The 26,505-nt window shown below is 36.6% G+C and carries 25 protein-coding genes; 12 read left to right on the plus strand and 13 right to left on the minus strand.

The genetic code is table 11. From position 1 onward, the window contains the following. The 12 genes from PHP31_04035 to PHP31_04090 form a co-directional block, all read left to right on the plus strand. The coding region (locus PHP31_04035; protein ID MDD3738443.1) for an endonuclease/exonuclease/phosphatase family protein at positions 1 to 721 on the plus strand (721 nt) is incomplete at its 5' end. 123 nt (positions 722 to 844) lie between these two features. After that, positions 845 to 1,066, plus strand: a complete 222-nt coding sequence (locus tag PHP31_04040) for a DUF2795 domain-containing protein (protein ID MDD3738444.1) — start codon at positions 845 to 847, stop codon at positions 1,064 to 1,066. A 317-nt stretch (positions 1,067 to 1,383) separates the two neighbouring features. Beyond that, entirely contained in the window at positions 1,384 to 1,728 is a 345-nt protein-coding gene (locus PHP31_04045; GenBank protein ID MDD3738445.1) for a hypothetical protein, read from the plus strand. A gap of 11 nt (positions 1,729 to 1,739) precedes the next feature. Continuing rightward, a complete protein-coding gene (locus PHP31_04050) occupies positions 1,740 to 2,153 on the plus strand; it encodes an ATP-binding protein (GenBank protein ID MDD3738446.1) in 414 nt (137 codons plus the stop codon). 22 nt (positions 2,154 to 2,175) lie between these two features. Then, positions 2,176 to 3,540, plus strand: coding sequence for a [Fe-Fe] hydrogenase large subunit C-terminal domain-containing protein (locus PHP31_04055; GenBank protein MDD3738447.1), 1,365 nt, complete (start codon positions 2,176 to 2,178; stop codon positions 3,538 to 3,540). 11 nt (positions 3,541 to 3,551) lie between these two features. Beyond that, positions 3,552 to 3,884 (plus strand): DRTGG domain-containing protein, encoded by a 333-nt coding sequence (locus PHP31_04060; protein ID MDD3738448.1) that lies wholly within the window; start codon positions 3,552 to 3,554, stop codon positions 3,882 to 3,884. Between the two features lie 9 nt (positions 3,885 to 3,893). Continuing rightward, on the plus strand, positions 3,894 to 4,631 hold the full coding sequence (locus PHP31_04065) for a PHP-associated domain-containing protein (protein ID MDD3738449.1): 738 nt from the start codon (positions 3,894 to 3,896) through the stop codon (positions 4,629 to 4,631). Then, positions 4,632 to 5,156, plus strand: coding sequence for an ATP-binding protein (locus tag PHP31_04070; protein MDD3738450.1), 525 nt, complete (start codon positions 4,632 to 4,634; stop codon positions 5,154 to 5,156). Between the two features lie 32 nt (positions 5,157 to 5,188). Then, positions 5,189 to 5,590 (plus strand): (2Fe-2S) ferredoxin domain-containing protein, encoded by a 402-nt coding sequence (locus PHP31_04075; GenBank protein MDD3738451.1) that lies wholly within the window; start codon positions 5,189 to 5,191, stop codon positions 5,588 to 5,590. 11 nt (positions 5,591 to 5,601) lie between these two features. Beyond that, a complete protein-coding gene (locus tag PHP31_04080; protein MDD3738452.1) occupies positions 5,602 to 7,398 on the plus strand; it encodes an NADH-ubiquinone oxidoreductase-F iron-sulfur binding region domain-containing protein in 1,797 nt (598 codons plus the stop codon). Positions 7,399 to 7,443: 45 nt separating this feature from the next. Further along, on the plus strand, positions 7,444 to 9,216 hold the full coding sequence (locus PHP31_04085; GenBank protein MDD3738453.1) for an NADH-dependent [FeFe] hydrogenase, group A6: 1,773 nt from the start codon (positions 7,444 to 7,446) through the stop codon (positions 9,214 to 9,216). 24 nt (positions 9,217 to 9,240) lie between these two features. Beyond that, complete coding sequence (locus PHP31_04090; protein ID MDD3738454.1) at positions 9,241 to 9,726, plus strand: NAD(P)H-dependent oxidoreductase subunit E; 486 nt, start codon at positions 9,241 to 9,243, stop codon at positions 9,724 to 9,726. 594 nt (positions 9,727 to 10,320) lie between these two features. Here the strand turns inward: PHP31_04090 and metK are convergent. The 13 genes from metK to PHP31_04155 all read right to left on the minus strand — a co-directional run bounded on the left by metK (position 10,321) and on the right by PHP31_04155 (position 26,391). Continuing rightward, the gene (gene metK / locus PHP31_04095; protein MDD3738455.1) at positions 10,321 to 11,649 is read right to left on the minus strand and encodes a methionine adenosyltransferase; all 1,329 of its coding nucleotides are present in this window, start codon (positions 11,647 to 11,649) and stop codon (positions 10,321 to 10,323) included. 207 nt (positions 11,650 to 11,856) lie between these two features. Beyond that, positions 11,857 to 12,774 carry a glutaminase gene (locus PHP31_04100; protein MDD3738456.1) on the minus strand — a complete coding sequence of 306 codons (918 nt, stop codon included), beginning with the start codon at positions 12,772 to 12,774 and terminating at the stop codon, positions 11,857 to 11,859. 5 nt (positions 12,775 to 12,779) lie between these two features. Then, entirely contained in the window at positions 12,780 to 14,492 is a 1,713-nt protein-coding gene (locus tag PHP31_04105; GenBank protein MDD3738457.1) for a M23 family metallopeptidase, read from the minus strand. Between the two features lie 273 nt (positions 14,493 to 14,765). Then, complete coding sequence (locus PHP31_04110; protein ID MDD3738458.1) at positions 14,766 to 15,083, minus strand: DUF6150 family protein; 318 nt, start codon at positions 15,081 to 15,083, stop codon at positions 14,766 to 14,768. 36 nt (positions 15,084 to 15,119) lie between these two features. Continuing rightward, entirely contained in the window at positions 15,120 to 16,568 is a 1,449-nt protein-coding gene (locus tag PHP31_04115) for a bifunctional UDP-sugar hydrolase/5'-nucleotidase (protein MDD3738459.1), read from the minus strand. Next, on the minus strand, positions 16,565 to 16,825 hold the full coding sequence (locus tag PHP31_04120) for a hypothetical protein (protein MDD3738460.1): 261 nt from the start codon (positions 16,823 to 16,825) through the stop codon (positions 16,565 to 16,567). Before PHP31_04120 ends, PHP31_04115 begins: the two co-directional genes overlap by 4 nt. 152 nt (positions 16,826 to 16,977) lie before the next feature. Next, positions 16,978 to 17,565: a LemA family protein gene (locus PHP31_04125; protein ID MDD3738461.1), complete on the minus strand. Its 588-nt coding sequence runs from the start codon at positions 17,563 to 17,565 to the stop codon at positions 16,978 to 16,980. 195 nt (positions 17,566 to 17,760) lie between these two features. Beyond that, the gene (locus PHP31_04130) at positions 17,761 to 19,338 is read right to left on the minus strand and encodes a DUF1565 domain-containing protein (GenBank protein ID MDD3738462.1); all 1,578 of its coding nucleotides are present in this window, start codon (positions 19,336 to 19,338) and stop codon (positions 17,761 to 17,763) included. A gap of 196 nt (positions 19,339 to 19,534) precedes the next feature. Then, the gene (locus tag PHP31_04135) at positions 19,535 to 21,394 is read right to left on the minus strand and encodes a tail fiber domain-containing protein (protein MDD3738463.1); all 1,860 of its coding nucleotides are present in this window, start codon (positions 21,392 to 21,394) and stop codon (positions 19,535 to 19,537) included. Positions 21,395 to 21,447: 53 nt separating this feature from the next. Then, positions 21,448 to 21,960 (minus strand): T9SS type A sorting domain-containing protein, encoded by a 513-nt coding sequence (locus PHP31_04140; protein ID MDD3738464.1) that lies wholly within the window; start codon positions 21,958 to 21,960, stop codon positions 21,448 to 21,450. Positions 21,961 to 22,347: 387 nt separating this feature from the next. After that, complete coding sequence (locus PHP31_04145) at positions 22,348 to 24,249, minus strand: tail fiber domain-containing protein (GenBank protein MDD3738465.1); 1,902 nt, start codon at positions 24,247 to 24,249, stop codon at positions 22,348 to 22,350. A 53-nt stretch (positions 24,250 to 24,302) separates the two neighbouring features. Further along, the gene (locus tag PHP31_04150) at positions 24,303 to 24,815 is read right to left on the minus strand and encodes a T9SS type A sorting domain-containing protein (GenBank protein ID MDD3738466.1); all 513 of its coding nucleotides are present in this window, start codon (positions 24,813 to 24,815) and stop codon (positions 24,303 to 24,305) included. A 583-nt stretch (positions 24,816 to 25,398) separates the two neighbouring features. Further along, the gene (locus PHP31_04155; protein ID MDD3738467.1) at positions 25,399 to 26,391 is read right to left on the minus strand and encodes a D-alanine--D-alanine ligase; all 993 of its coding nucleotides are present in this window, start codon (positions 26,389 to 26,391) and stop codon (positions 25,399 to 25,401) included. Positions 26,392 to 26,505: the final 114 nt, after the last annotated feature.

Raw genomic sequence — 26,505 nt, forward strand, 5'->3', positions numbered from 1 at the left:
AGAAGATTTAATTTCAACCGATGCCTTAAAAAATTCGGGTTATGGAATTATTCATAAAGATTCGCCCGACTTTAGGGGCATTGATGTTGCCTTGCTTTATAAGGTAAACAGTTTTAGAGTTATAAATGTAACCTACCATAATTTATATTTGGATTACGACCCCGACTATCGTACCCGTTTGCAATTGTGCGCTACCGGTTTGTTAGACAACGATACCATAAGTATTATAGTTAACCATTGGCCATCAAGGGGCAACGACGAGAAATACAGAGTATCGGCTGCACAATTGACACGCAAAATAGTAGACTCGCTATATACGGTCAGCAGCAATGCCAGAATATTTGTTATAGGCGATTTTAACGACGACCCTGTTGATAGAACTATTTTGAAAGTGCTTGGAGCAACCGGAAGAGACCATAAGGTTGAAGATAAAGGACTCTTTAATCCCATGTGGAAATTGTTTAAAAGGGGTATAGGCTCGTTGGCATACAGAGATTCGTGGAATATTTTCGACCAAATAATAATCTCAAAACCCTTGTTGGATAAAAAAAGTAAATCGTGGTTTTTTCATAAAGCACACGTTTTTAATAAACCTTACTTAATAGCTAAAGACGGACAGTATAAAGGCTATCCGCTAAGAACTTACTCTTACGGCATCTTTATAAACGGCTATAGCGACCATTTACCTGTTTATGTAGTAATTGGCAAATATGTTGAATAAGAAAAGTGATTAACAATTATTAATCACTTGTGTTGATAAATAACTTGATAATACATAAAGTTGGTATTGAATTTGATGGAAAAATATTTATTATAAGTGAATATTAAATAAAACTTTAGAACTATGTATTGGACACTTGAATTAGCATCGAAACTTGAAGATGCACCATGGCCCGCAACTAAAGACGAACTAATCGACTATTGCATTCGAAGTGGAGCTCCAATGGAAATTGTAGAAAACCTACAAGAAATAGAAGATGAGGGCGAAGTTTACGATAATATAGAAGATTTGTGGCCTGATTACCCATCTAAAGAAGATTTCTTCTTTCACGAAGATGAATATTAAGTTGTATTCAATCTTTTAATCAAAGTTTAATTTATTAATAAAATCAAAAGTGCCTTTCGGCACTTTTTTGTTTTTATACTTCCTCGTTATTAATATAAAATTAACCTTAAACCTGCTAAATTTGATTTTTATACTTAATCTAAATAAAAAGTATATTTACATTTGGCTAATTAGCAACAACTTATAATTAAAAATTGCGTTTTGCAATCCTTTTAAAACCTTAACAAATATTTTTTTTATTGACGGCGTTCTGTTATTTTTGCAGATTGAAAGATAGGACAAATATTTACTTCAAGAAGCAATAACAAAATATAAAAATGAAATTAAAGGATATAGTTAGTAAAATCGATGCAAAAGTAGTTTGCGGTGAAAATTGGGAAGATGCTGATATAGAATTTGCTTTTGCTTCCGACCTTATGAGCGATGTACTTACGCTTCATTGCGAAAAGCTATTGCTGATAACCGGATTGTGCAATCTTCAAACAATACGAACTGCCGAAATGTCGGACATACAACACATAGTACTTGTTAGAAACAAAAAAGCTACGCAAGATATGGTTGAACTTGCCGAAGAAAACGACATAGTTATTATTGAGTGCCCACATTCTATGTTTAAAGCAGTTGGAGAATTATATCAAACCGGATTAAAACCCGTTTTTTAAAACTTTTACAGATGCAATTTGTTTACGAAGTAGAAGCAGGGAATTTTACAAAAGCTGGGAATGCTTCCAGCGATTTTAAAAAAGTATTAAAACAACTTAACGTACCGCCGCAAATAATTAAACGTACTGTTATTGCTTTGTATGAAGGTGAAGTTAATATTGTCGCACATTCGTTGGGTGGAAAAATTGAATGCGAAATAACACCTGATCACGTAGTAATAAATCTAATAGACGTTGGACCCGGTATCCCTGATATAGAAAAAGCTATGCAAGAAGGTTATTCAACCGCAAGTGCAGCAGTTAGAGAAATGGGATTTGGAGCCGGTATGGGACTTAGCAATATGAAGAGAAACACAGATAGCATGCACATTACTAGCTCTAAAGAAGACGGAACAACAGTTACACTTAAAATTAACTTAACTTAACCTGATAAAACAATACTAAACAATGGAAAAAGCCTTTTTTTATCATGCACTTAAAGTCGACCATCAGTTATGTTATGGTTGTTCTAAGTGTATGAACTCTTGTCCTACAGAGGCAATAAGAGTAAAAAATGGCAAGGCTTTTATATCCGACAACAGATGTATTGATTGCGGCAAATGCTTTGAAGTGTGTCCGGTAAACGCTATATACATCAAACAAGACGATTTTGACGAAATAAATAACTACAAACACAGAATTGCGCTCGTTCCTGAGGTGTTTTTCGGTCAATTTCCCGATAGGTATTCAAAAACTCAAATATGCAATGCCATTATGGCGATAGGTTTTACCAACGTGGCAGTTGCAGAGATAAGTGTCCCGTATTTAATCAATAAAATCAACGAGTATTGTGATAAAAACAAAGACATAAGTCCTATAATATCATCATTTTGTCCTGCAGTTGTTCGTCTTGTCCAAGTTAAATTTCCTTCGCTTACTCCGAATATTTTGTTACTCAAAACTCCGTTAGACGTAACAGCCATTGCTGTTAAGCAAGAGCTAACATCGAATAACATCCCTGAAGAAGAAATAGGACTCTTTTATATTACTCCTTGCGCCGCAAAAATAGCAGCAGTAAAAAGTCCGGTTGGTGAGGATATTAGCGCTATCAACGGAGTTATAAATATGGATACGCTATTCAACAAAGTGTATACATATTTGAAAAACAATGCTGTTAGCACCGATGATACCGACAGCATTAACTTTTCGCACAACATACACCCATACGCTACAAACTGGCCCCTTACGTACGGAGAAGCTTCAATTATTAAAGGAAACAATATTGCTGTTGACGGTATTCATAACGTTATTGAATTTTTAGAAAAAGTTGAAAACGAAGAAATTGAAGGCATAGATTATATTGAACTTCGTTCGTGTATAGAAAGCTGTGCAGGTGGAGTACTTCTGACAAGCAATAAGTTTTTAATATCCGAAAAAATTAAAAAAAGTCAGTTGTCGTCTTCAGCCCAAAATGAACCCGCCGAAGTTGCCGATGTTATACAAAAATACGATGAGTTTTTACAATCGCAAATACAAGTTGATGCGGTTTTACCAAGAAACATGATGAAACTTGATGAAAAAATCGAAGTTGCTATGCAAAAATTAGATAGAATCTCCAAAATAATGAAGATTTTACCGCAAATAGACTGCTCGGTATGTGGCTCACCAAATTGCAATGCCTTCGCAAGTGATATTGCTAATCACGAGGCAAAACTAGAGCAGTGCATATTCATACAACGTAGTATGGAACAAAAAGACAAACTCACTCCCGACAAATCATATCAAATTATGATTGACATATGGGGAAAAAATAAATTTAATAAAATCAATTAATATTATTAAATATGAAAGTTTCAGAATTAGTAAATAAATTAAACCTTAAAGTTTGGGGTACCTGCAAAGGTGAAGATATCGACATCACCGGAGGGTATACTTCTGACTTGCTGAGCGATGTTATGGGAAAAGCCCAAAGTGGCGACGTGTGGATTACAATTCAATCGCACAAAAACGTTGTGGCTGTAGCGTCTCTGAAAGACCTTGCATGTATTATATTAATAAACAATGCAAAGCCTGAAGATGACATGTTGGAACAAGCTAATGAAGAAAACATTCCGGTATTAGGAACTGAACTTACTGCATTTGAAGTATCGGGCTTGATATACAATCTTATAAAATAAATTTAGGATATGAACAATTATAGGGCAGATATACATATACACACAGTCTTATCACCTTGCGGAGATATAGACATGAGCCCTATTAATATTATTAATAAAGCTGTTTCGCTCAATTTGGATATAATTGGCATAACCGACCATAACTCAACACTTCATTGCGAACTGATAAAAAAAATAGGCGAAAAACACAAACTGTTCGTACTTATGGGAGCCGAAGTTACTACCAAAGAAGAGGTGCATTGTTTAGCATTTTTTGAAGATACAATTTCACTAAAAGCATTTCAAAAATACTTAGAAGAACACCTACCTCCTATAGTTAATGATGTTGATAGGTTTGGCTATCAGGTAGTTGTTGATGAAAACGAAGACATAATCGACCAAGTTGAATATTTGCTAATATCTGGTATAAACCAATCAATAGACCAAGTTGAAAGAAAAGTACACGAATTAGACGGACTATTTATTCCGGCTCATATCGATAAAAAATCAACAAGCCTTATAAGTCAGTTGGGTTTTATTCCTCCCGACCTTAAAGCAGATGCTCTCGAAATTTCCAGTAATTGGGAAAAATCGCCCGAAGTTGTTGCAATGGCTAAAATGACAAATCTGCCATTGATTACAAATTCTGATGCACATTTTATTGAACAAATAGGCAAACAGTACACAATATTTTCTTTAAACGAACTATCGTATAAAGGAATTAAAGAAGCTTTAGAATCAAAATCGGTAAAACCAATGCTAAATTAAATGAAAGACTTATCGCTACATATTATGGATATAGTACAGAACTCAATAACTGCGGGCTCTGATACTATAATAGTATCTATAGATAAGAATAGCGAAGAATTTTTGTTACAAATAATAGACAATGGCAAAGGAATGAGCGAAGAAACAGTAAAACGAGTTACCGACCCCTATTACACCTCGCGCACAACGCGAAAAGTCGGTTTAGGTATTCCTTTACTAAAACAAAATGCCGAAAGAACAAATGGAACATTCAACATACACTCGGTAATAAATGAAGGCACAACAATAAGCGCTAAGTTTATGCATACCAATATCGATATGTTGCCACTTGGAGATATTGGCGGAGTTATTTCTCTTTGCATGAGTTCGAACCCCGATATTAACTTTATTTTTAAATTTAAAACAAACGACGACATATTTGAAATAAGCACAAACGAAATTAAAGAAGTACTTGAAGATGTTCCTATAAGCGACCCTCAAGTCATATCTTATATAAAAAACATCATAAACGAAAACATAAAATAAAAAAATTATATTAACAATAAAACCTTATTAATATGAACAAAATCAAATCGCTAGCCGACCTCAAGAGAATAAAATCTGAGGTTCAGGAAAAAATGAAATCTCGCGAAAACAGCGAAAACCCTGAAAGCATTCCACAAATAAAAGTAGCTATGGCTACCTGTGGTATAGCTGCAGGAGCTAAAGAAGTAATGGAGTATCTAATCAACGAATTAGACAAAAGAAACATTAACGCCGTAGTAACTCAAACAGGCTGTATGGGATATTGCTATGCAGAACCCACACTAGAAGTTAAACTACCCGGCGACGACCCCGTTGTTTTTGGATACGTTGATACTAAAAAAGTGGATGAAATTATTAGCAAGTATATTCTTGAAAAAGAACTTGTTGATGGAATTATTCCTGTAAATTACGAAAAAATTGATGATAACAACTAAATAAAACCAATATGAATAAGAAATATAAAATGCACTTACTAGTCTGTGGAGGCACAGGCTGTAAAGCTTCGGAGAGCGCATTAATAATCGAAAGCTTAAAAACGGAGCTAATAAATAAAGGTCTTGAAAATGACGTGCAAGTTATTAAAACCGGTTGTTTTGGTTTTTGCGAAAAAGGACCTATTGTTAAAGTTCAACCCGACAACACTTTTTATGTAGAAGTTAGACCGAGCGATGCTACAGAAATCATTGCCGAGCACGTAATAAAAGGACGTAAAGTTGAAAGACTTCTGTACAAAGACCCAACAAAAAAAGAGACTATTGAAGACTCGAAACACATGGGTTTTTATCGTAAACAATTACGTATAGCCTTACGTAACTGTGGTTTTATCGACCCCGAAAACATCGACGAATATATTTCGAGAGATGGCTACGCTGCACTTGCAAAATGTATTACCGAAATGACTCCTCAACAAGTAATTGATGAGATAAAAAATAGCGGACTACGTGGTAGAGGTGGTGCAGGTTTCCCCACAGGTTTAAAATGGGAAATCACATCAAAAAGCGTAAGCGACCAAAAATATGTTGTTTGTAATGCCGACGAAGGCGACCCAGGTGCTTTTATGGACAGGTCTATACTTGAAGGCGACCCGCACTCAATTATAGAAGCTATGGCTATTTGCGGTTATTGTATAGGAGCAACTAAAGGTCTTATCTACATTAGAGCCGAATATCCACTTGCTATCCAAAGACTAAAAATAGCAATCAATCAAGCACAAGAATTAGGACTTCTTGGAGATGGAATTCTTGGCACGGATTTCAAATTCAATCTTGAATTGCGTTACGGAGCAGGAGCCTTTGTTTGTGGTGAAGAAATGGCTCTTATACGCTCAATGGAAGGTAAAAGAGGCGAACCTACACTTAAACCTCCATTCCCAAGTGTTTCGGGATATTTAGAAAAACCTACAAACGTTAATAACGTTGAAACATTTGCTAACGTTCCGGCTATTATTAATAAAGGAGCTGAATGGTTCTCGTCAATTGGAACCGAAAAATCTAAAGGAACCAAAGTATTTGCTTTAGCAGGTAAAATTAATAACGTAGGACTAATTGAAGTTCCTATGGGAACAACTCTTAGAGAAGTTATTTTTGAAATAGGTGGTGGAATTAAAGACGGCAAAAAATTTAAAGCTGTTCAAACAGGTGGTCCTTCGGGCGGTTGCTTAACTGAAAAACACCTTGACCTACCTATCGACTTTGATAACCTTGTGAAAGCTGGTTCTATGATGGGTTCAGGAGGTATGGTTGTTATGGACGAAGACGACTGTATGGTTTCTATTGCTAAGTTTTACTTAGATTTTACCGTTGAAGAATCGTGCGGAAAATGTGCTCCATGTAGAATTGGAAACAAACGTCTTAACGAAATACTTGACAGAATTTGCCAAGGAAAAGGTAAAATGGAAGACATCGACCTATTACGTAACTTAAGCACTGTTATTAAAGATACAGCTCTTTGCGGTTTAGGACAAACTTCACCAAATCCGGTTTTATCGACATTAGACGGTTTCTACGATGAATATGTAGCTCACATTGAAGAACACAGATGCCCTAGCGGACACTGTAAAGCTTTGATGAAATATGTTATTGAACCGGAAAATTGTGTTGGATGTACCGCTTGTGCCAGAAATTGCCCGGTTAATGCAATTTCGGGAGAGAGAAAACAACCTCACGTTATAGACCAAGAAAAGTGTATTAAATGTGGTGCTTGTATAGAAAGATGTAAATTTAATGCAATACATATAAAATAACCAACACATAAATAATTTATCACTCAAGAAAAATAATTAAAGAATATGGATAAAATAAAATTAACAATTGATAAAAAAGAAGTTGAGGTAGCACGTGGCACAACTATACTAGACGCCGCTAAAAGTGTTGGTATTACTATACCCACTCTTTGTTATTTACACCTCGAAGATTTTAACATTACAAACCGTCCGGCAGGTTGCCGTATATGCGTTGTTGAAGTAGAAGGAAGACGCAATCTTGCACCTGCTTGTGCTACCGAATGCACAGAAGGAATGGTTGTTAATACTCACAATATTAGAGTTTTAAATGCCAGAAAAACCGTATTAGAGCTAATTTTAAGTAATCACCCTACCGACTGCTTAGTATGTGCTAAGAGTGGTAACTGCGATTTGCAAACATTGGCTCACGAATTTGGCATCAGAGAAATCGCATACCAAGGCGAACAATCTACATACAAAGAAGACAGGTCTCCATCAATTATTCGCGATATCGATAAATGTATAATGTGCAGACGTTGCGAAATGATGTGTAATGAAATCCAAACAGTTGGGGCTTTGTCTGCTATTAACAGAGGTTTTACTTCGGTAGTTGCTCCCGCATTTGAAATGGATTTGTCAAGTAGCTCATGTACCTACTGCGGACAATGCGTTGCAGTATGTCCAACAGGTGCGTTAACCGAAGTTGACCATACAAATGTGCTTATCAGAATGCTTGCCGATCCAACAAAAAAAGTTGTTGTTCAAACAGCACCTGCAGTTAGAGCTGCACTAGGCGAAGCATTTGGCTTAGAGCCAGGAACAAGTGTTACAGGAAAAATGGTTTCAGCACTCAGAGAACTTGGTTTCGACTACGTTTTCGATACCGACTTTGCTGCTGACTTAACTATTATGGAAGAAGGCTCGGAATTATTAGACAGAATTAGCCGTCACCTTAAAGGCGACACTACTGTTAAATTGCCTATTCTTACTTCCTGCTGCCCAGGTTGGGTTAATTTCTTTGAGCATCAATTCCCCGACATGTTAGATGTTCCATCAACAGCACGTTCTCCACAACAAATGTTCGGTGCTATTGCAAAAACATATTTTGCCGATATGCTTAAGGTTAAACGCCAAGACCTAATAGTTGTTTCTATTATGCCTTGTTTAGCTAAGAAATTTGAATGTAGTCGTGAGGAATTTTCAGTAGACGGAAATCCTGATGTAGATTTTTCAATCTCAACTCGCGAATTAGCTCAACTAATAAAGCAAGCTAACATCGACTTCAACGCATTGCCAGAAAGCGATTACGATGCTCCATTAGGCGAATCTACAGGAGCTGCCGTTATTTTCGGTGCTACCGGTGGTGTTATTGAAGCTGCTACTCGTACAGCATACGAAGTGTTTACGGGTAAAACCTTAGAAAAAGTCGACTTTACCGAGCTAAGAGGTATGGAAAGTATTCGTGAGGCTACCGTTGATTTTGACGGCACCCCAATTAAAATTGGTATTGCACACGGATTAGGTAACGCCAGAAAATTGTTAGAAAGAGTTAGAGCCGGAGATACCAGTTTCCATGCTATAGAAATTATGGCTTGTCCTGGAGGTTGTGTTGGTGGAGGTGGTCAACCGCTTCACCACGGCGATTCTTCTATCTTACTTGCTCGTCAGAAAGCTCTATACGACGAAGATAAGAGTAAAGCTATTAGAAAATCGCACGAAAATCCTTATATACAAAAACTATATAAAGAATTTTTGGGTAAACCTTTGGGAGAAAAAGCTCATCAATTATTACATACTCATTATTTCGATAAAAAGAAAACAATCGAAATTGATGAATAATTTAACTCAATAAATTTTAACATTATGGCAAAAATAAAATTAAATAATACAAAAGTTGAACAAATTAAAGCAATTTGTAAAGAACACAACAACGATAAAGGTGAACTCATAAACGTGTTGCACAAAACACAAGGATTATTCGGTTACTTACCGGCTGAAGTTCAGGAACTAATTGCCGAAGAATTAAATATTTCGGTAGCTCACGTTTACGGTGTAGTATCCTTTTATTCATTTTTCACTATGGTTCCAAAAGGCGAACATCCTATTAGCATTTGCATGGGAACAGCTTGCTACGTCCGTGGTGCAGAAAAAGTGTTAGACGAATTCAAACGCATTTTAAATCTTCAAGTTGGTGAAACTACTCCCGACGGAAAGTTTTCGCTAAGTTGCTTGAGATGCGTAGGTGCATGCGGTTTAGCTCCTGTTGTTATGGTTGGCGAAAAAGTTTACGGACGTATCTCGCCCGACGGAGTTAGAGACATTATTGATGAGTATAGAAGCAAAGAATAGTCGGATATACCATCATAATTACTACAAAAAAAGCCTTACAAAATCGATGTAAGGCTTTTTTATTAAGATGCTTCAAATTTTTATTTCCCATTATTCTAACTTATTTAAATTATTACAACAAGTTTAATGTTTTTTATTAACATATCTTTTATTAACATAAAGGAATAATTTAACTGAAAACTGTTTAGAATAAACTTATTTATTCTCTTTTTCTTTTATGTTCTTTTGTCTTGACACAAAAGAACCAAAAAGTCAAGGCTGACATTTCTTTTCTGAATTGCGTTCTCATAAATCCTAAGTTCGTGCGGGTGATCTCCTCACAAGCTCGGAGCTTCCCGTTCTCACTAAGGATTCATTTCGAACTACATTCAGAAGAAATGTATGCCGTTCTTTTTTAAGCTAAATTGTTGCTTATTGCTTGTTCTCAGCAAAATAGTTTATTGAGTGCATAATAAGGAACTTTATGTATTACAAAACAGTTTAACAAAGTCGCTGAAACTATCCCGAAACTTCGGGACAAAACTAAAAACTACCACGTACCACGCAACACGCACCACGTAACCAGCAACTCGCAACATCCCGTAATAACTCGAATTACTTAATTTTAAATTCCTTTTTTATTTTATCGACAGCGTCTAATTTTTCCCAAGCAAAAAATGTTACTTTCTTGTAATTTTTTTCTTTCTTAGATTTAGTTTTATCATCCGAATAATACACTTCTACTTCCTTTTCGTAAGGAGTTCTTCCGAAATGCCCATACGATGCAGTAGGCTCAAATATAGGATTTTTCAAGCCCAAAGTTTTAATTATATTGTATGGTCTTAAATCAAATAATTGAGTGATTTTTTTTGCTATATCAGCATTTGTAACAGTTTTGCCTTTATCATCTTTAATTTTTGTGGTATTAAACGTGTCAACAAAAATACTGACAGGCTTAGCCACACCAATAGCATAGGCTATTTGCACAAGCATTTCATCGGCAACTCCTGCTGCTACCATGTTTTTAGCAATGTATCTGGCTGCATAAGCTCCCGAACGGTCGACCTTTGAGGAGTCTTTTCCCGAAAATGCACCACCTCCGTGAGCACCTTTTCCGCCGTAAGTATCGACAATAATTTTACGACCTGTAAGTCCTGTATCGCCGTGAGGTCCTCCTATTACAAACTTGCCCGTCGGGTTTACAAAGTATTTAATTTTAGGGTCGCTGAGCATTTTTTTAACGTTAGATGGTACTTGCTCGGCTACTCTCGGAATCAAATATTTAATAATGTCAGCCCTTATTTGATTTTGCATCTCTTTGTCAGCTTTTGTTACAGCTTTTGGAGAGTTACTACTAGCCTTAACAAATTCGTCGTGCTGAGTTGAGATTACAATAGTATCTATTCTAATAGGTTTGTGATTGTCGTATTCGATAGTAACTTGTGATTTGCTATCAGGTCGCAGATACTTCATATATTTACCTTCGCGACGTATTTTTGCCAATTCCTGCAAAATAATATGCGCAATTTCAATAGGCATAGGCATTAAATTATCCATTTCGTTGGTAGCATAGCCGTACATCATGCCTTGGTCGCCGGCTCCTTGCTCTTCCGCATTTTTTTTGCCAACACCCATATATATATCGTCCGATTGTCCTTGAATTGTAGTAATAATACCGCACGAATTGTTATCGAAACGATACTCGGCTTTGTTATATCCGATTTTCTCTATGGTTTTACGTACCACAGTCTGAATATCGACATAACCCTTGGTTCTGACTTCTCCGCTACAAACTACCAAACCTGTTGTAACAAGAGTTTCTAAAGCTACTTTGCTATTTTCATCATAGCGCAAAAATTCGTCTAATAGTGCATCTGAAATTTGGTCTGCAACTTTGTCGGGGTGTCCTTCCGAAACACTTTCCGATGTATATAAATACTTCATCTTATATGATTTTAATTGGTTAAATAAATAAAATGGAAGATTTGGCTGCGGAAATGTTTTTAGCATTTTTTCATGTGGTTGCAAGCAATCAAATCTTTCCACTTGTAATAAACTTTTGCAAAGGTATATATTTTTTTAAATTACGAAATAAAACAGCAGTTTTTTTACACATTCATTCGCAAAATAATTGAAGGAAGTACATTTTATTTAAAATATAGAGACTTCGGTTTCGGTTGTAAATTGTTCGAGAAACAAAAATCCTTTTTGAGAGTTTCCTTTTTGATTTAAAAGTGGACTCCAAGTTGCTATTGAGTATCTTTCGGGGCAAATTGCAATTATTCCACCACCTACTCCACTCTTGCCCGGCAATCCGACTTTAAAAGCAAATTCACCCGATTCGTCGTAAAAACCACAGGTTTGCATTAATGCTTTTATTCTTTTGGCTTGGCTATCGTTTAACTGAATTTCGGGGTTGTTTATCCTAAATTTGTCGCTGGCTAGATACAAAAAAGCTTTCGATAACTCTTGGCAGCTTAATTCAATCGAACATATTTTAAAATAGAAGTCTAAAACCTCTTCGGGCTCATTATCAATATTGCCGAAAGATTTAATAAAGTTACATAACGCAACATTACGATAGCCGGCTTTCTTTTCAGATTCAGCCACCGTTTTATTGTAATAAATATCATCTATTTGCGTTACTTTTTTCATATAATCAAACAAATCCGACAGTGGGTTTTTAAGCTCGCTAACAAGCATATCGCAAACAACAAGAGCTCCGGAATTTATGAAAGGATTTCGGGGTATTCCTTTATCGCTTTCCAACTGTATAAGCGAATTGAAAGGCGTACCGGAAGGCTCAACGCCTACTCTTTGCCACAATTTTTCGCCAAACAGTACATAAGCATAACTCAAAATAAATATTTTGGAAATACTTTGAATTGAAAACGGAATTTGATAATCGCCTATGCCGTAATCATCGCCACTAACAGTTGATATATGAACACCAAAATAATTAGGGTTTACCTTGGCTAACTCGGGTATATAGGTTGCAACTTTGCCTCCCAAATTAATTCCCCTTACCTGGTTATATATATCTGTAATAATTGATTTATAATTTGGCATGTTTTCTAATTATTAAAAACTACTCGTAATTTATTTTTATTACCCACTTTGTCGGTTACGTGGAGTACAAATTCGTTTTGACCTTTTTTAACCAAATGATCGTAGGTGTACTTCATTGTTTTTGTTTTCGGATCCCACGAAACCAAAGCCCAGCTTCCATTCAAAACACCTTTATAATCGGCTATTCCTGACAATTCGTCGTAAACCTTAAAAATTAATACACCTGCATTTTTGCCGGTAACGTTGCTAATTGAAGGTTTTACCGTATCTATTTCTAATGCAAAATTACCAAAGCTGCGTGTTGTAAATGTAAAATATCCATTTTTGGTAAATTCGCCGCCTACCGAAGATTTTTTATTCTTTTTATCAATACGTACTGCTACAGCTTTTGATTTTAATTTGTCGGGAATATTATTTTGTTTTATATCAATCGTTATGTTTTTGTGTAAGGGTACGTATGGTCTGTGAATTTGAAAAACATCGGAAAAGCTATTAGCATTTTGTTTTGTGCTACTATGATCAAAATATATGTCCTGATATAATGCTCCTTTCGGGATTGTTACTTCTATTTCATCATTGCTAAATTTGTTTTCTTGGTTGTACGAAAATAGATTTGTGAAAGTGCTTTCAATATTAGGAGTGGAGACAAAAACACTTTCGTCGGCACCTTTTACCCAAAATTCCAATACCGAAGTTTTATCGCTATAATCAGATATTTTTATTTCTACCTTGTAAATATTATTTGGTTGAAAGTTAAATATCCCGTTTCCATTAAAAGTGTTGAAAATAGAAAGCACATTTCCAGGCAACTTTTTAGTTATAATATATCTGCCGTTACCTTTTTCGTATTCGTAATAATCGATAGAAGCGTTTATATACCTTGATTCGTCAAAACTGAAACTATCCATTTTCATTTCAAACAAAGGTTCATCGTCAATAATCACTTCCATCTTGTACCAACCATTCCTGTCGTTTTTGGAAGTCATGCGGTCTATGGCTTTTACACCAAAGCTATACTCACCACTTAAAGTAATGGTATCGGCAGGTAGTTTGTACTTTTTGTCGGAAACTGCGATTACTTTAAAGATTTCATCGGATTGCGGGAAATTAGCTACTTCCGATTTATTTTCGGAATACAACTTAAAACTCTGAATTTCAGGATAATGAATATCATTTATTTTTACACCAAACAATAAAGGATTTAACGGACGTTCGGTTATAGTGTTTCTGACTTCAAAATGCAAGTGAGGTCCACCCGAAGAGCCTGTATTTCCGGCATAACCAATGATTTCACCTTTTTTAACCGAAATTTTATCGGCAAAAGGAGATGGAAACAAATCGACTGCAAAACTTTGTCTTCGATACTGTTGCTTAGTAACATACTCGGTTATAACATCGTTGTAATTTCGTAGGTGTCCGTAAACGGTAGTAATACCGTTGGCATGGCTGATATATAAAGCGTTCCCATAGCCAACAGGAGAAACTTTTATACGACTTACAATACCGTCGTCGGCTGCGAGTATTGGCAGACCTTCTCTTTGCTGGACTCTAAGGTCAACGCCCGAATGGAAGTGATCGCTTCTTAATTCTCCGAACGAACCGCTAAACGAAATTGGAATTGTTATTGGATGTGAAATCTGATCCTGTTTTATAACAAACTGCCCCAATAGTAAATTTGAGACAAAAAATAATAATACTACCGATAATGTTTTTTTCATACTACAAATGTATAAAAGTTGTGATAATGTGGTGGGTTGTTAATTGAAAAAGTTATAATAATTGATACTTGTTGTAGCCGTTAGCCGTTGGCTGAGTTTGGTGAATGGTGATGGGTGGTGGGTGATTGGTCATTTAAAAATTAGTAATAAACCTCGTATTTTCGGGCTGAACTCAGCTAATGGCTAAAAGCCAAGAGCTAAAGGCTAAAACAAAAAGGCTACCCACGTTTTATTATGAGTAGCCCCTTAAAATTAATTAACCCTTACATTAACCTATTTCCGATTTCTCCAGCCTGCATCACTCCTATATTCGGTGTGATAAATAATCAGGTTAGCATCGCTTTTATATTTTGTAAAATAGATTACCCAGTCGGCGTCGCTTTTGTATTCTGTATAATACCATATACCGCTGTCTTCTTTGGCGTCGCTTTTATATTGGGTAGTGTATACCAACATATCGGCGTCGCTTTTGTACTGAGTTACATAAACAATTTTGTCGGCATCGCTTTTGTACTGAGTTACATATACAACTTGCGCTTTAATTGATAGTGAGCAAATTAATATACTTGTGATTAAAATTAATTGTTTCATCATTATAAAATTTTAAAGGTTAAAGGTTTATTTGTTTTATTTAAAAATTTGTGTGATTCTGTTTTCCTTGCTGTAATCTTTAACAGTCTTTACATTTTGAATATGATTAATTAAAGCTTGAGCTGTAGTTATATACATAGAAGTGCCAACATCCTTATGTTCAAAATTGTATGCTGTAGCTGCGTACGAACTTATAGCTACCTTATAGGTTTTATTCAAATCTATGGGTTTGCCTTTTATAAATGCTTCAATTTTTTCCACATTTTTTTCGGCATCAAAAGTGTATTTTACATCAAAACCTGATGGTATAGTCTCGTTGTGATCTACCGGATAAGAAGCATACAAGTAATTAAGAATTTCTTGTCCTGTAAGATTAATTGTAAGCAATTCGTTGCCAAAAGGATCTAATTTATAGACATCTAATAGTGTGATATCTCCTTTTTTAAGCTCATTAATTCTGACTCCGCCAGGGTTTTGAAGAGCTACATCAGCATTAGCTATAATTCTATTAGCATCTGCCATTAAATAGCCTAACGCATCGTAAGTTGTAAAATCGGTACTTGCCTTACCTACCACGACAGATAATGTCGGAGAATCGTTATACTTGTCAACCATTGCTCTGATACTAGAATCTTCTTTTGTGAAATTCTCTATACTAATTAGTTGCGTGGTTATTGAAACTTTTTTGTTATCGACATTTATACGTTGCAAAGTTGCATTACGAAGTTTATTTCCAGCCTGCGTAATAACAATTCCGTTATGAACTTGTTGATCTTCCACAATTGTGTGCGAATGTCCACCTATGATAAGGTGCAAACCTTTATCTGCCATTATTTCCGATAGTATTACATCTTCTTCAAAACCAATATGCGTTAGGGCTACAAAAACATCGGCAGAATCTTTAAGAAATGCATAGTTTGGAGCTACTTCAAAAGGATTTGTGAAAACTAAATCTTGCACTCTAACCGGATGAGTATCGGGAATGCCTGTATTGTTGACTTGCAACAAACCTAAGAAAGCAACCTTAAGTCCATTGTTAAGTTTGTAAATTACGTAAGGTTTGACTTTAAAATCGGGGATTGTTGGTGCTTGCATGTTTGCACATAAGTAATCAAAATTTGATTTACGCATTAGTGCATCAAGTTCGTTCAAACCAACGTCAAATTCGTGATTTCCCAAACAAGTAAGATTAAATTTAACGGCATTCATCAGCTCTATCATTGGTAAGCCTTTTTCCGAATATTGGTCGTTAACGGGATTACCTGTTTGATTATCGCCGGCTGAAACCAACAACAAATCGGGATATACTCCACGTAAACTATCGACAAGTGCTGCAAATTTAGGGAAGTTGTCTACATTGGCATGCAAATCGTTTACCGACAATATTACAACTTCGTTTACATTTTGTTTTTTACAGTTGGTAAGCAAAAGCGGAATTATTAACAATCCGCAGAGTGCTATAAGTAATGTTTTGAAATTTTTCATGTTCTGTTTTTTTTGTTACAAAATTTTGATATTAATTTATTAAAAAATGTTTCTTTCTTTTCGTCGACCATTATTTTTAGTGTCGAATTTTCGGAAAGGCTTCCGTCCTTATCCACTACATTTCCATATCCATCTTTTACCTGTGGCAATGGATTAGGTAATTGCTGATTTTTAAGTACGTAATACTTCCTGACTGCATCTTTTACTTTGGCTCCTTCATGCAGTTGAATTACCGTATCGTTAACTTTTACGTTCATATGTTTATAATTTTATTTTTATATCGAGCATAAGCAATGCCACAATAAGCTTACATCTTAATTAAGTATTTATTAACAAAAAACTCATTATCAGCATCATTGCAAAGATAGAAAAATTATCTGTAATGAAATATCACCAACAACTTTTAATATTAAAAACTAACCTCAACTGCATCTTTGGCACCTTCAACAGATTTGAAATATGGTTTTTCTGTAAATGAAAACAATCTAGCAAATAAATTAGTTGGGAATCGTCTGACGTAAGTATTATATTCTTTAGACACCTCGTTAAAACGTCTTCTTTCGTATGCTATTCTGTTTTCTGTACTTTCTAACTGCGATTGAAGCGTAATAAAGTTTTCGTTGGCTTTTAAGTCGGGATAGCGCTCAATAACAAGCAAAAGCCGTGATAAAGCTTCGCTCAATATATCTTGCGTGCTTTGATATTGTGCCAAAATGTTTTCATTAATATCATCGTAGTTAACTTTAGTATTGGTGGCACTAGCACGAGCTTTAACAACCTCTTCTAATGTTTCTTGCTCGTGCTGTGCATAGCCTTTAACGGTATTTACCAAATTCGGAATAAGGTCGGCACGACGCTGGTATTGAGTTTCCACCTGACTCCAAGCTGTTTTTACATCTTCTTCGAACTTAACAAATCTATTATATATTCTAATTGTACTTAGCAGTAGAATTACAACTATAATAATTACCGATATAATTAATGTCTTAGTTTTCATTTATTTATTAATTTTAGTTATTACATAAAAACCTATATATACGGGAGTTAAATATGAATAGTGTAAAATAGACACATATTTTTCGTCAAAAGCTATTTGCAGCCACCACTTACGTCTCACTTGTTTTTAAAACAAGTGAGACGAATGTTAATTTGTGCTTTGTTCAACAAATACTGTTTGTACAGAAAAAACTTTTTACTCTATTGCTTGCATTCCAACATCCTCAATAGCTCCAATTAGTTTAATAGCTTTTTCCAAGGAATAATAGTTGTGAAACATAGTTACAGAACTTCTGATGGTGCCAACCATATTCATACCCATAGCCTGACGGAATACATTAGCAGGCGAATTTGGGTCATGGCTTGCTTCTTCACTATAAGCAACATTGATAAATCCGTTTAAGTACGGATGATCAATAGCTTCGGTAAGTTCCGGATAGTCTTCAGGAGTAGCTGTAATATTTCCTTGTGCAGAAGTAAGGTCTTCAACATCTTCGAACATATCGGTACGAATACGCATAAACTTTCCTCCTTGGCTTGGTAGAGTCAGGTCAGCTTGCTTATTTAAGAAGAATAAATTGTTGTTAACATGAATTTTTCTGCTTTCCTCGCGTGAATCAATACGTGTTTTGTCTAAACCTGAGAAACATGAGCCTCCTATAATATTATCGTGCACGTTATAATGTACTCCTGTCATGAAGCGGAAACCGTATCCCATATCTTCAAATTCTTTTGTACGGCTCCAAGCAAAAAGTATTGTATTATATGCAAACTCAACTTCTTCCTGTATAGCAGCGTGAGTAGCCGAGGTGCCACGAATTTCGACAGCAGCCATACGCGAGTTTAAAAACAAGTTGTTGATAACTCTGACGGTTGTAGTGCGTATTCCCATCTGAATACCATAGTTGCTGGCATTAAGGAATAAGCAGTTTTGTATTGTTATGTCGCAATTTTCGGCTGAACCACCCAAAAGCGGTTGAACATTAGATATTACGTCTCTTACTCCATGATTTCCACCTTTTGTTGGAGGCGGCAAAAATCTTCCGGTTTCAACTCCATCGGGCTGACCACGCTCGCTGTCGCTTGGACTAATACTATATCCGGTTTGCCAACCTCTATCTAAAATTAAACCGTCGAATACAACATTTGCATTTTTCAAGTTGACTGTAAGAAGGCTTTTATTAGACGAAGTACCTGATTGTTCCGGACGAGGCTGTATAGTTGTTTGATATTTTATTGGGTCGCGTTGCGAAAAGTCGCTATTGTAGCCTCCTATTAAACTAACAGCTTTATTTAGTTCAACAAAACCAATATTCATTAGCCCCAAATAATTACCTTCGGCTATGCGGATAACGTCTCCATCTCTGGCTTCATTAATGGCTTTTTGAATATTTTTATAAGGAGCATCTTTACTACCGTCGTTGCGGTTGCTGCCTGTTGAAAAAGAAACGTAAATATCGTTACCTTTTGCTTTTACTACAGATACAGTACCTGTACTTGAACTTGAACTTGAACTTGAACTTGAACTTGAACTCGTGGTAGTAGTTGTAGGTTTGTTGCCTTTTCTGCCGGCGCCCTTTTTAGCCGATTGTTCAATCTTATCGAAACCTTTTTCGGTTGTTTGATACGACTTTTGCTTAACCTTTTGCTCTACTCTTTCTTCGGTAGAGCGCTTAATTTGCTTACCAAGTCTTTTTACGTCAATTTGAGCATTTGTTGGAGTTGCTATTAAGCATATAAATGCCACCACTAGTACGCCAATTAATTTTTTCATTTTATTTAATATTTATTTGTGTTAATAATTTTATGATGAGTGATGGGTCTCGAGTTACGAGTTACGAGTTACGAGTTATGAGTTATGAGTTATGAGTTATGAGTTACGATTCTACAAACTCAATACTAAATACTCAGAACTCAGAACTCAATACTCTCCCGAAACTTCGGGATAACCCGTACCGCGCAACACGCAACTACCTATTACTCAATCTGTTAATTTGCTCTTGTTGGTCTCTTACAATTTGTTCCAACTCTTGTATAGCTTTAACCAATACGGGTATTATTTCGGCATATTTTACGCCGTAATAGGTATGGTCGGCATCTTCGGGAGTTTTGCCTTTTTCGGCAACAACTGCGTCGGGTATAATTTGTTGCAATTCTTGAGCTGAGAAACCTAAGTTTCTGCCTGTTCCCAATCTAACGCCCTCATTTTTCCATTGATAGCTTATAGGACGCAATTTTAATACCGATTGCAAGCCGTAGTTTAGGTCTTGTATAGCCGATTTGTCGCGTTCGTCACTGGTTTGTATGGTACCGTTTGTCGCCCATACTGCAGTAAATCTTCTAGCCGATTCTCCTAATATAGCACCTTCGTCACTGGCGGGCTCTAAGTATCCGAAAGTACCACTAAAATTGCCAAAAAATAGACCTGCACCGGTTCCGCTATCTTTTCCGGCATAAATGTAAAGTCCTTGATTACTATTAACCATATCTGTTCTTAAAGCAAAATATTGATTTGTACCTATCATCCTGAGCGTGCCTGCTACAACACTTGAATTACTTCGAGCTTCAACTTCAAAAAATTTGTTTCCATTAGCTTTATTAATTCGGATAGCAGGACTGTTTCCATCATATTTATTTTGTATAACAAGTGCCGCCTTACTGTTTGAATTATTTTCAAGCTCTAAAGCAACACCGCCTGAATTTGTATTTCTGAAAACAGCTGCAGCGTGTGTGCTACTGTTAGTTCCTGCCATTATACCTCTTTGTGTACCACCATCAACTCTGAGCTTTGAACCAGTGTACCAGTCAGTTGAGGTGCTTATTTCACCAATATCAACTCTACCTGAATTGTGGTTAATAACAAATGGTGTTGCGCTGTTATTACTAGAATTACCAGGGTCTGGTCCTATTTTTAAGTGCTTGTCAGTTCCAACATCATATATAGACCAACGCTTGTTTAAATCTATTCTGGCTGGAATAGCATAATCCGGACTACTACCTCCATCAATATTCATAGAAGTCCAAGAATTAGGATAGCCTAAATAAATATCACCTGCATCATATGTAAAGTTATCACTACCGCCAAAGGCCCCGCTATTATTGTACTGTACAGAACCATAGTTACCGCCTGGTGTTCCGCCACCGCTACCGGTGTTATCATTAGCCGGCGCCCATGTGCTACCGTTCCATTTTAATACTTGTCCGTTTAAAGCTCCTTGTTGGGCTATTTTTAGCTTGTTAGCCGTTGTGCCCTCTCCTGCCAGCGTAGCATCGGTTTGTACTACTTGTGTACCCCAGTTGTCGCCACCGCCACTGCTGGGTAGGGTTACTGTGTTACCTTGGCTTATGGTTAGCTGTGTGCCGCTTATGCTCAAAGTTTGCAACTCGTTGGTTGGGTCGGCGTCGGCGTCGTTTATATTTACAACGTCTTGTGCCAAGCGTGCATATGGTACCGATAACATCTCAAAGGTACCCATATCCACGTAGTTAGTACCACCATGCTCATCTACGCCTATTTGTAACCATTTGGTGCCGGTTCCCCAGTTTATTGCTCCAAACGAACCATATATGGGGTTGCCATAACCTATTATGGCATTAAAAGTTCCTAAGGAATTTGTCCATGGGGTATGACGTTCCGAAAACACCTCACTTCCGCTACTTGAGCCTGTACGAATTGTGAATTTAACGGCTATTTGTTTGTTTGCTATTGGTGTGCCTGCTGCATTGCGGGCTACTGCCTGATAATTAATCTTTTGGGGTACTTGACCCATCAGGCTTATGCTTAAAAGGCTTAATAAGATTACTAAACCAAAAAGTGTTATTTTTTTCATATTTGTGTATTTTTTTTAATTAATGTTTAGGTTAACTTTTTGTTTTGTTTAATTTATTTTACAATTGTTATCTTTTTTAATGCTCTATAAGGTTTTTGTTCGCCTCCTTGCAAGTGTATGTAATAAACTCCTGCACTTAGGTGTTCAACCTGTATTTGAGCATTAAGACGATTACCCGGCTCTAAGGTGAGTTTGCCGGCTGATAGTAGCTTACCACTGTTGTCTAACAAACTGTAAGTGCAAGCTCCGTCTGCCGGTAATGTGCCTTGAAGGTTTACAACATCTATTGCCGGATTTGGATAGCATGAAATTGAGTTGTCGATGATTTCGGGCTTGGGTACGTTTACGTAACCCTCATCACCTTGTTGATAACCCTGAGTTATGTAAAAATTAGCAGGGTTAATGTTTTCAACCGGTGTAGGCTGACCCATTGTCCACGACAACTGCAAATTACCTCCGGTGCTGTTAGTTCCGCATGAACTCAACACCTGACGTGGAATACTCTGAGAATATAGTAAAGATACTATAAACAGAGACAACGCAATTAATGTGAATTTTCTTAACATAATGTTGTTTTTAATTGATTAATATAATTTTAGCTGGTTTTTTATCCCGCACCTGCGGCATTTTTGTGTTTTTTGTTTTTTGCTTCACCTCCTTTCTTGTTTTTAGTATTAATATTAGTTTTCATGTGGGTTTTTAATTTTTTTTAGGTACTCAACCATCTTTTTACGTTGCAAAAAAACATAAAAAGATAATACAAAAAACAGGTATTTCTACCTGTTTTTCTTAAAAATTTGGGTTGGTGGGTGATGGGTGGTGGGTGGCAATGTACAATTAGCAATTAGCAATTAACAATTAGTAATTAGTAATTAGTAATTAGTAATTGATAATTACTCATTGATAATTGCTAATTGATAAAAAACCAGCAACACGAAACACGTAACCCGCAACTACTTATTACTCAATTTGTCAATTAGTTTCTGTTGGTCGTTTACAATTTGTTTCAACTCTTGTTGTTCGTTTGTAGTTTTTTCCAACATTTGCTCTAACTCTTGTATAGCTTTAACCAAAACGGGTATTATTTCGGCATATTTTACGCCGTAGTAGGTATGGTCGGCATCTTCGGGGGTTTTGCCTTTTTCGGCAACAACAGCGTCAGGTATAACTTTTTGTAATTCTTGAGCCGAGAAACCTAAGTTTGTGCCTGTGCCCATTCTGATATCTTCATTTTTCCATTGATAGCTAATAGGACGCAATTTTAATACAGATTGCAAGCCGTAATTTAGGTCTTGTATAGCCGATTTATCGCGTTCGTCACTGGTATTTATTGTACCGTTTGTTGCATATAATGCTATAAATCTATACCCGGCTTCTCCAAGTTGAACCTTATCGTTAGTTACAGGGTCAAGGTAAGCCTTATTACCTGTCGGGTAATACCCAAAAAATAAGCTTTCTCCGACAGAACTGCTTTCACCAGCATAAATATAAAGACCTCTGTTGGCATTAACAATATCTGTCCTCAAATGAAAATATCTATCAGTTCCATAACCTTCAATATACCCCCCATTATTGTCCGAGTTTCCATAAGTACCCAATCTAAGAGCTAGGTTATCGTTAGATTTATAAGCATCTATAAATCCACCTCCACTGTTATTGGCTTTATTTATACGAAGTGCCGGCTTACTGCTTGAACTACTTTCAAGCTCTAAAGCTACACCATTTGTAGATGCATTCTTTAGAAGAGCTGTAGGATACATAGCTGAATTATTAGCTGCCGTAATTGCTCTGAGTTCAGCAGCTTCAACTCTTAATTTTGAAGCAGTATGTATCATGCTTATACTAGTTATTTCACCAATATCTACACTACCTGTGTTGTACTTAATAACAATAGGTGTTGCGTTGTTATTACTAGAATTACCAGGGTCTGGTCCTATTTTTAAGTGCTTGTCAGCTCCAACATCATATATAGACCAGCGTTTGTTTAAATCTAATCTGGCTGGTACATTGTAATTTGGATCACCTCCACCATTAATATTTATTGAAGCATGTACACTTGGATATTCAACATATAAGTCGCCTGAACCACTGTATGTAAAGTATTCATTTCCTCCAAAAGAACCGCCACTATTGTACTGTACAGCACTTGAGCTACCGCCTGGTGTACCGCCACTGCTACCGGTGTTATCATCAGCGGGTGCCCATGTGCTACCGTTCCATTTTAATACTTGTCCGTTTAAAGCTCCTTGTTGGGCTATTTTTAGCTTGTTGGCAGTGGTTCCGTTTCCGGCTAGTGTTGCATCGGTTTCTACAACTTGTGTACCCCAGTTGTCGCCACCGTCAGGCAAAGTTACAGTATTACCTTGGCTTATGGTTAACTGTGTGCCGCTTATGCTCAAAGTTTGCAACTCGTTGGTTGGGTCGGCGTCGGCGTCGTTTATATTTACAACGTCTTGTGCCAAGCGTGCATATGGTACCGATAACATTTCAAAGGTACCCATATCCACGTAGTTAGTACCACCATGTTCATCTACGCCTATTTGTAACCATTTGGTGCCGGTTCCCCAGTTTATTGCTCCAAACGAACCATATATGGGGTTGCCATAACCTATTATGGCATTAAAAGTTCCTAAGGAATTTGTCCATGGGGTATGACGTTCCGAAAACACCTCACTTCCGCTACTTGAACCTGTGCGAATTGTGAATTTTACTGCAATTTGTTTGTTTGCTATGGGGTTGCCTGCTGCATCGCGGGCTACTGCCTGATAATTAATCTTTTGGGGCACTTGACCCATCAGGCTTATGCTTAAAAGGCTTAATAAGATTACTAAACCAAAAAGTGTGATTTTTTTCATATTTGTGTATTTTTTTTAATTAATGTTTAGGTTAACTTTTTGTTTTGTTTAATTTATTTTACAATTGTTATCTTTTTTAATGCTCTATAAGGTTTTTGTTCGCCTCCTTGCAGGTGTATGTAATAAATTCCTGCACTTAGGTGTTCTACCTGTATTTGAGCATTAAGACGATTACCCGGCTCTATGGAGAGTTTACCGGCTGATAGTAGCTTACCACTGTTGTCTAACAAACTGTAGGTACAAGCTCCATCTGACGGTAATGTACCTTGAAGGTTTACAACATCTATTGCCGGATTTGGATAGCATGAAATTGTGTTGTCGATGATTTCGGGCTTGGGTACGTTTACATAACCTTCGTCGCCTTGTTGAAAGCCAGGTGTTATGTAAAAATTGGCGGGGTTAATGTTTTCAACCGGTGTAGGCTGACCCAAAGTCCACGACAACTGCAAATTACCTCCGGTGCTGTTAGTTCCGCATGAACTCAACACCTGACGTGGAATACTCTGAGAATATAGTAAGGATACTATAAACAGAGACAATGCAATTAATGTGATTTTTTTTAACATAATGTTGTTTTTAATTGATTAATATAATTTTAGCTGGTTTTTATCCCGCACCTGCGGCATTTTGGTTTTGGTTGTTTTTTGATTCTACTCCTTTCTTGTTTTTAGTGTTAATATTAGTTTTAATGTGGGTTTTTAAGTTTTTTAGGTACTCTACCTTCTCTTCATGTTGCAAAAAAATATAAAAAGATAATACAAAAAACAGGTATTTCTACCTGTTTTTGTTAAAAAATTTTGTAATGATTGGTGGGTAGTGGTCAGTGGTGGGTGGTGGTGGGTGGTGGTCGATGGTCGGTGATGGGTGATGAGTGGTCGGTGATGGGTGATGAGTGGTCGGTGATGGGTGATGGGTGGTCGGTGATGGGTGATGAGTGGTCGGTGATGGGTGATGAGTGGTCGGTGATGGGTGTGTTTTCAGTTCTGAGTCTGGAGTGATGAGTCTGGAGTGATGAGTTAGAAATTAGGAGTTACGATTCTACAAACTCAATACTATATACTAAATACTCAGAACTCTCCCGATATTTCGGGACAATACTAACACGGAACAGCCAAAAGCTAAAAGCTAACAGCCCCGAGACTTCGGAGGCTAAAAGCTGTTGTTAATTGCATTCAAAACTATAGTTTTGAAGAAATCTTGTAAGTCGATGCCGGCGGCTCGTACTTGTTGGGGAATTATACTGGCTTCGGAAAAACCGGGAACGGTGTTAATTTCTATAAACCACCATTGTTCGTCTTCGGTAAGGAAGAAATCTGCTCTAACAACGCCTTTACATGCGTAATGCCTATAAATATCTACTGATAGTTTTTGACATTGCTTAGCCAATTCTGCCGAAATATTTGCAGGTGTTATTTCATCAGCTTTTCCTTTGGTGTATTTGGCTTCGTAATCGAAAAAGTCGTTATGCGAAATAATTTCGGTAATTGGGAGTGCAACAATTTTTTCCCCGTCGAAATAAACTCCGCAAGCTAATTCGCGACCTTTTATCATTTTTTGAGCCAAAACTTCGTCATCTTCAGCAAAAGCCTTATCAAATGCAGCTGGAACTTCCTCAGCTTTATAAACTTTACTTATTCCACAACTGCTTCCCGATTTATTAGGCTTTACAAAAAATGGCAAACTCAATTCTCTAACCAAAAAATCTATATCAATAGCATCGCGTTTGGTGTAATAAAATGTTTTGGGCACATTTATCCCATGAAATGCAGCAATTTGATTGCACAAATACTTATTAAAAGTAAGTGCCGCAGTTGTTACATTACAAGACGTATAAGGAATATTTGCCATATCCAAGTAACCTTGTAGCTTTCCGTCTTCGCCTGGCGTGCCGTGTATAGCTATGAAAGCCACGTCGAACTTAATATTGTTACCTTTTACATTCAGACAATTAAGGTTTCTGTCGAAATAGTATTCCGAAGCTTCTGAGTCCTTATATATCCATTCGTTATTATAAATATCAATAGGATAAACGTTGAATAAGTTTTTATCCAAACATTTATTTACCATTTTGGCACTTTCTATAGAAACGCTTCTCTCGCCCGAATTTCCTCCAAAAAATAATGCTACGTTGTGTTTTTTCATATGATTTAATTTTTATCATTGGTGGTGGGTGATGGGTGTCGGTGGTCAGTGGTCAGTGACTGGTGGTTGGTGTTATTCTCCATACACCATACACCATTCACTATTCACCATACA

The sequence above is a fragment of the Lentimicrobiaceae bacterium genome, from assembly GCA_028697555.1.
Taxonomy (GTDB): Bacteria; Bacteroidota; Bacteroidia; order Bacteroidales; family UBA4417; genus UBA4417.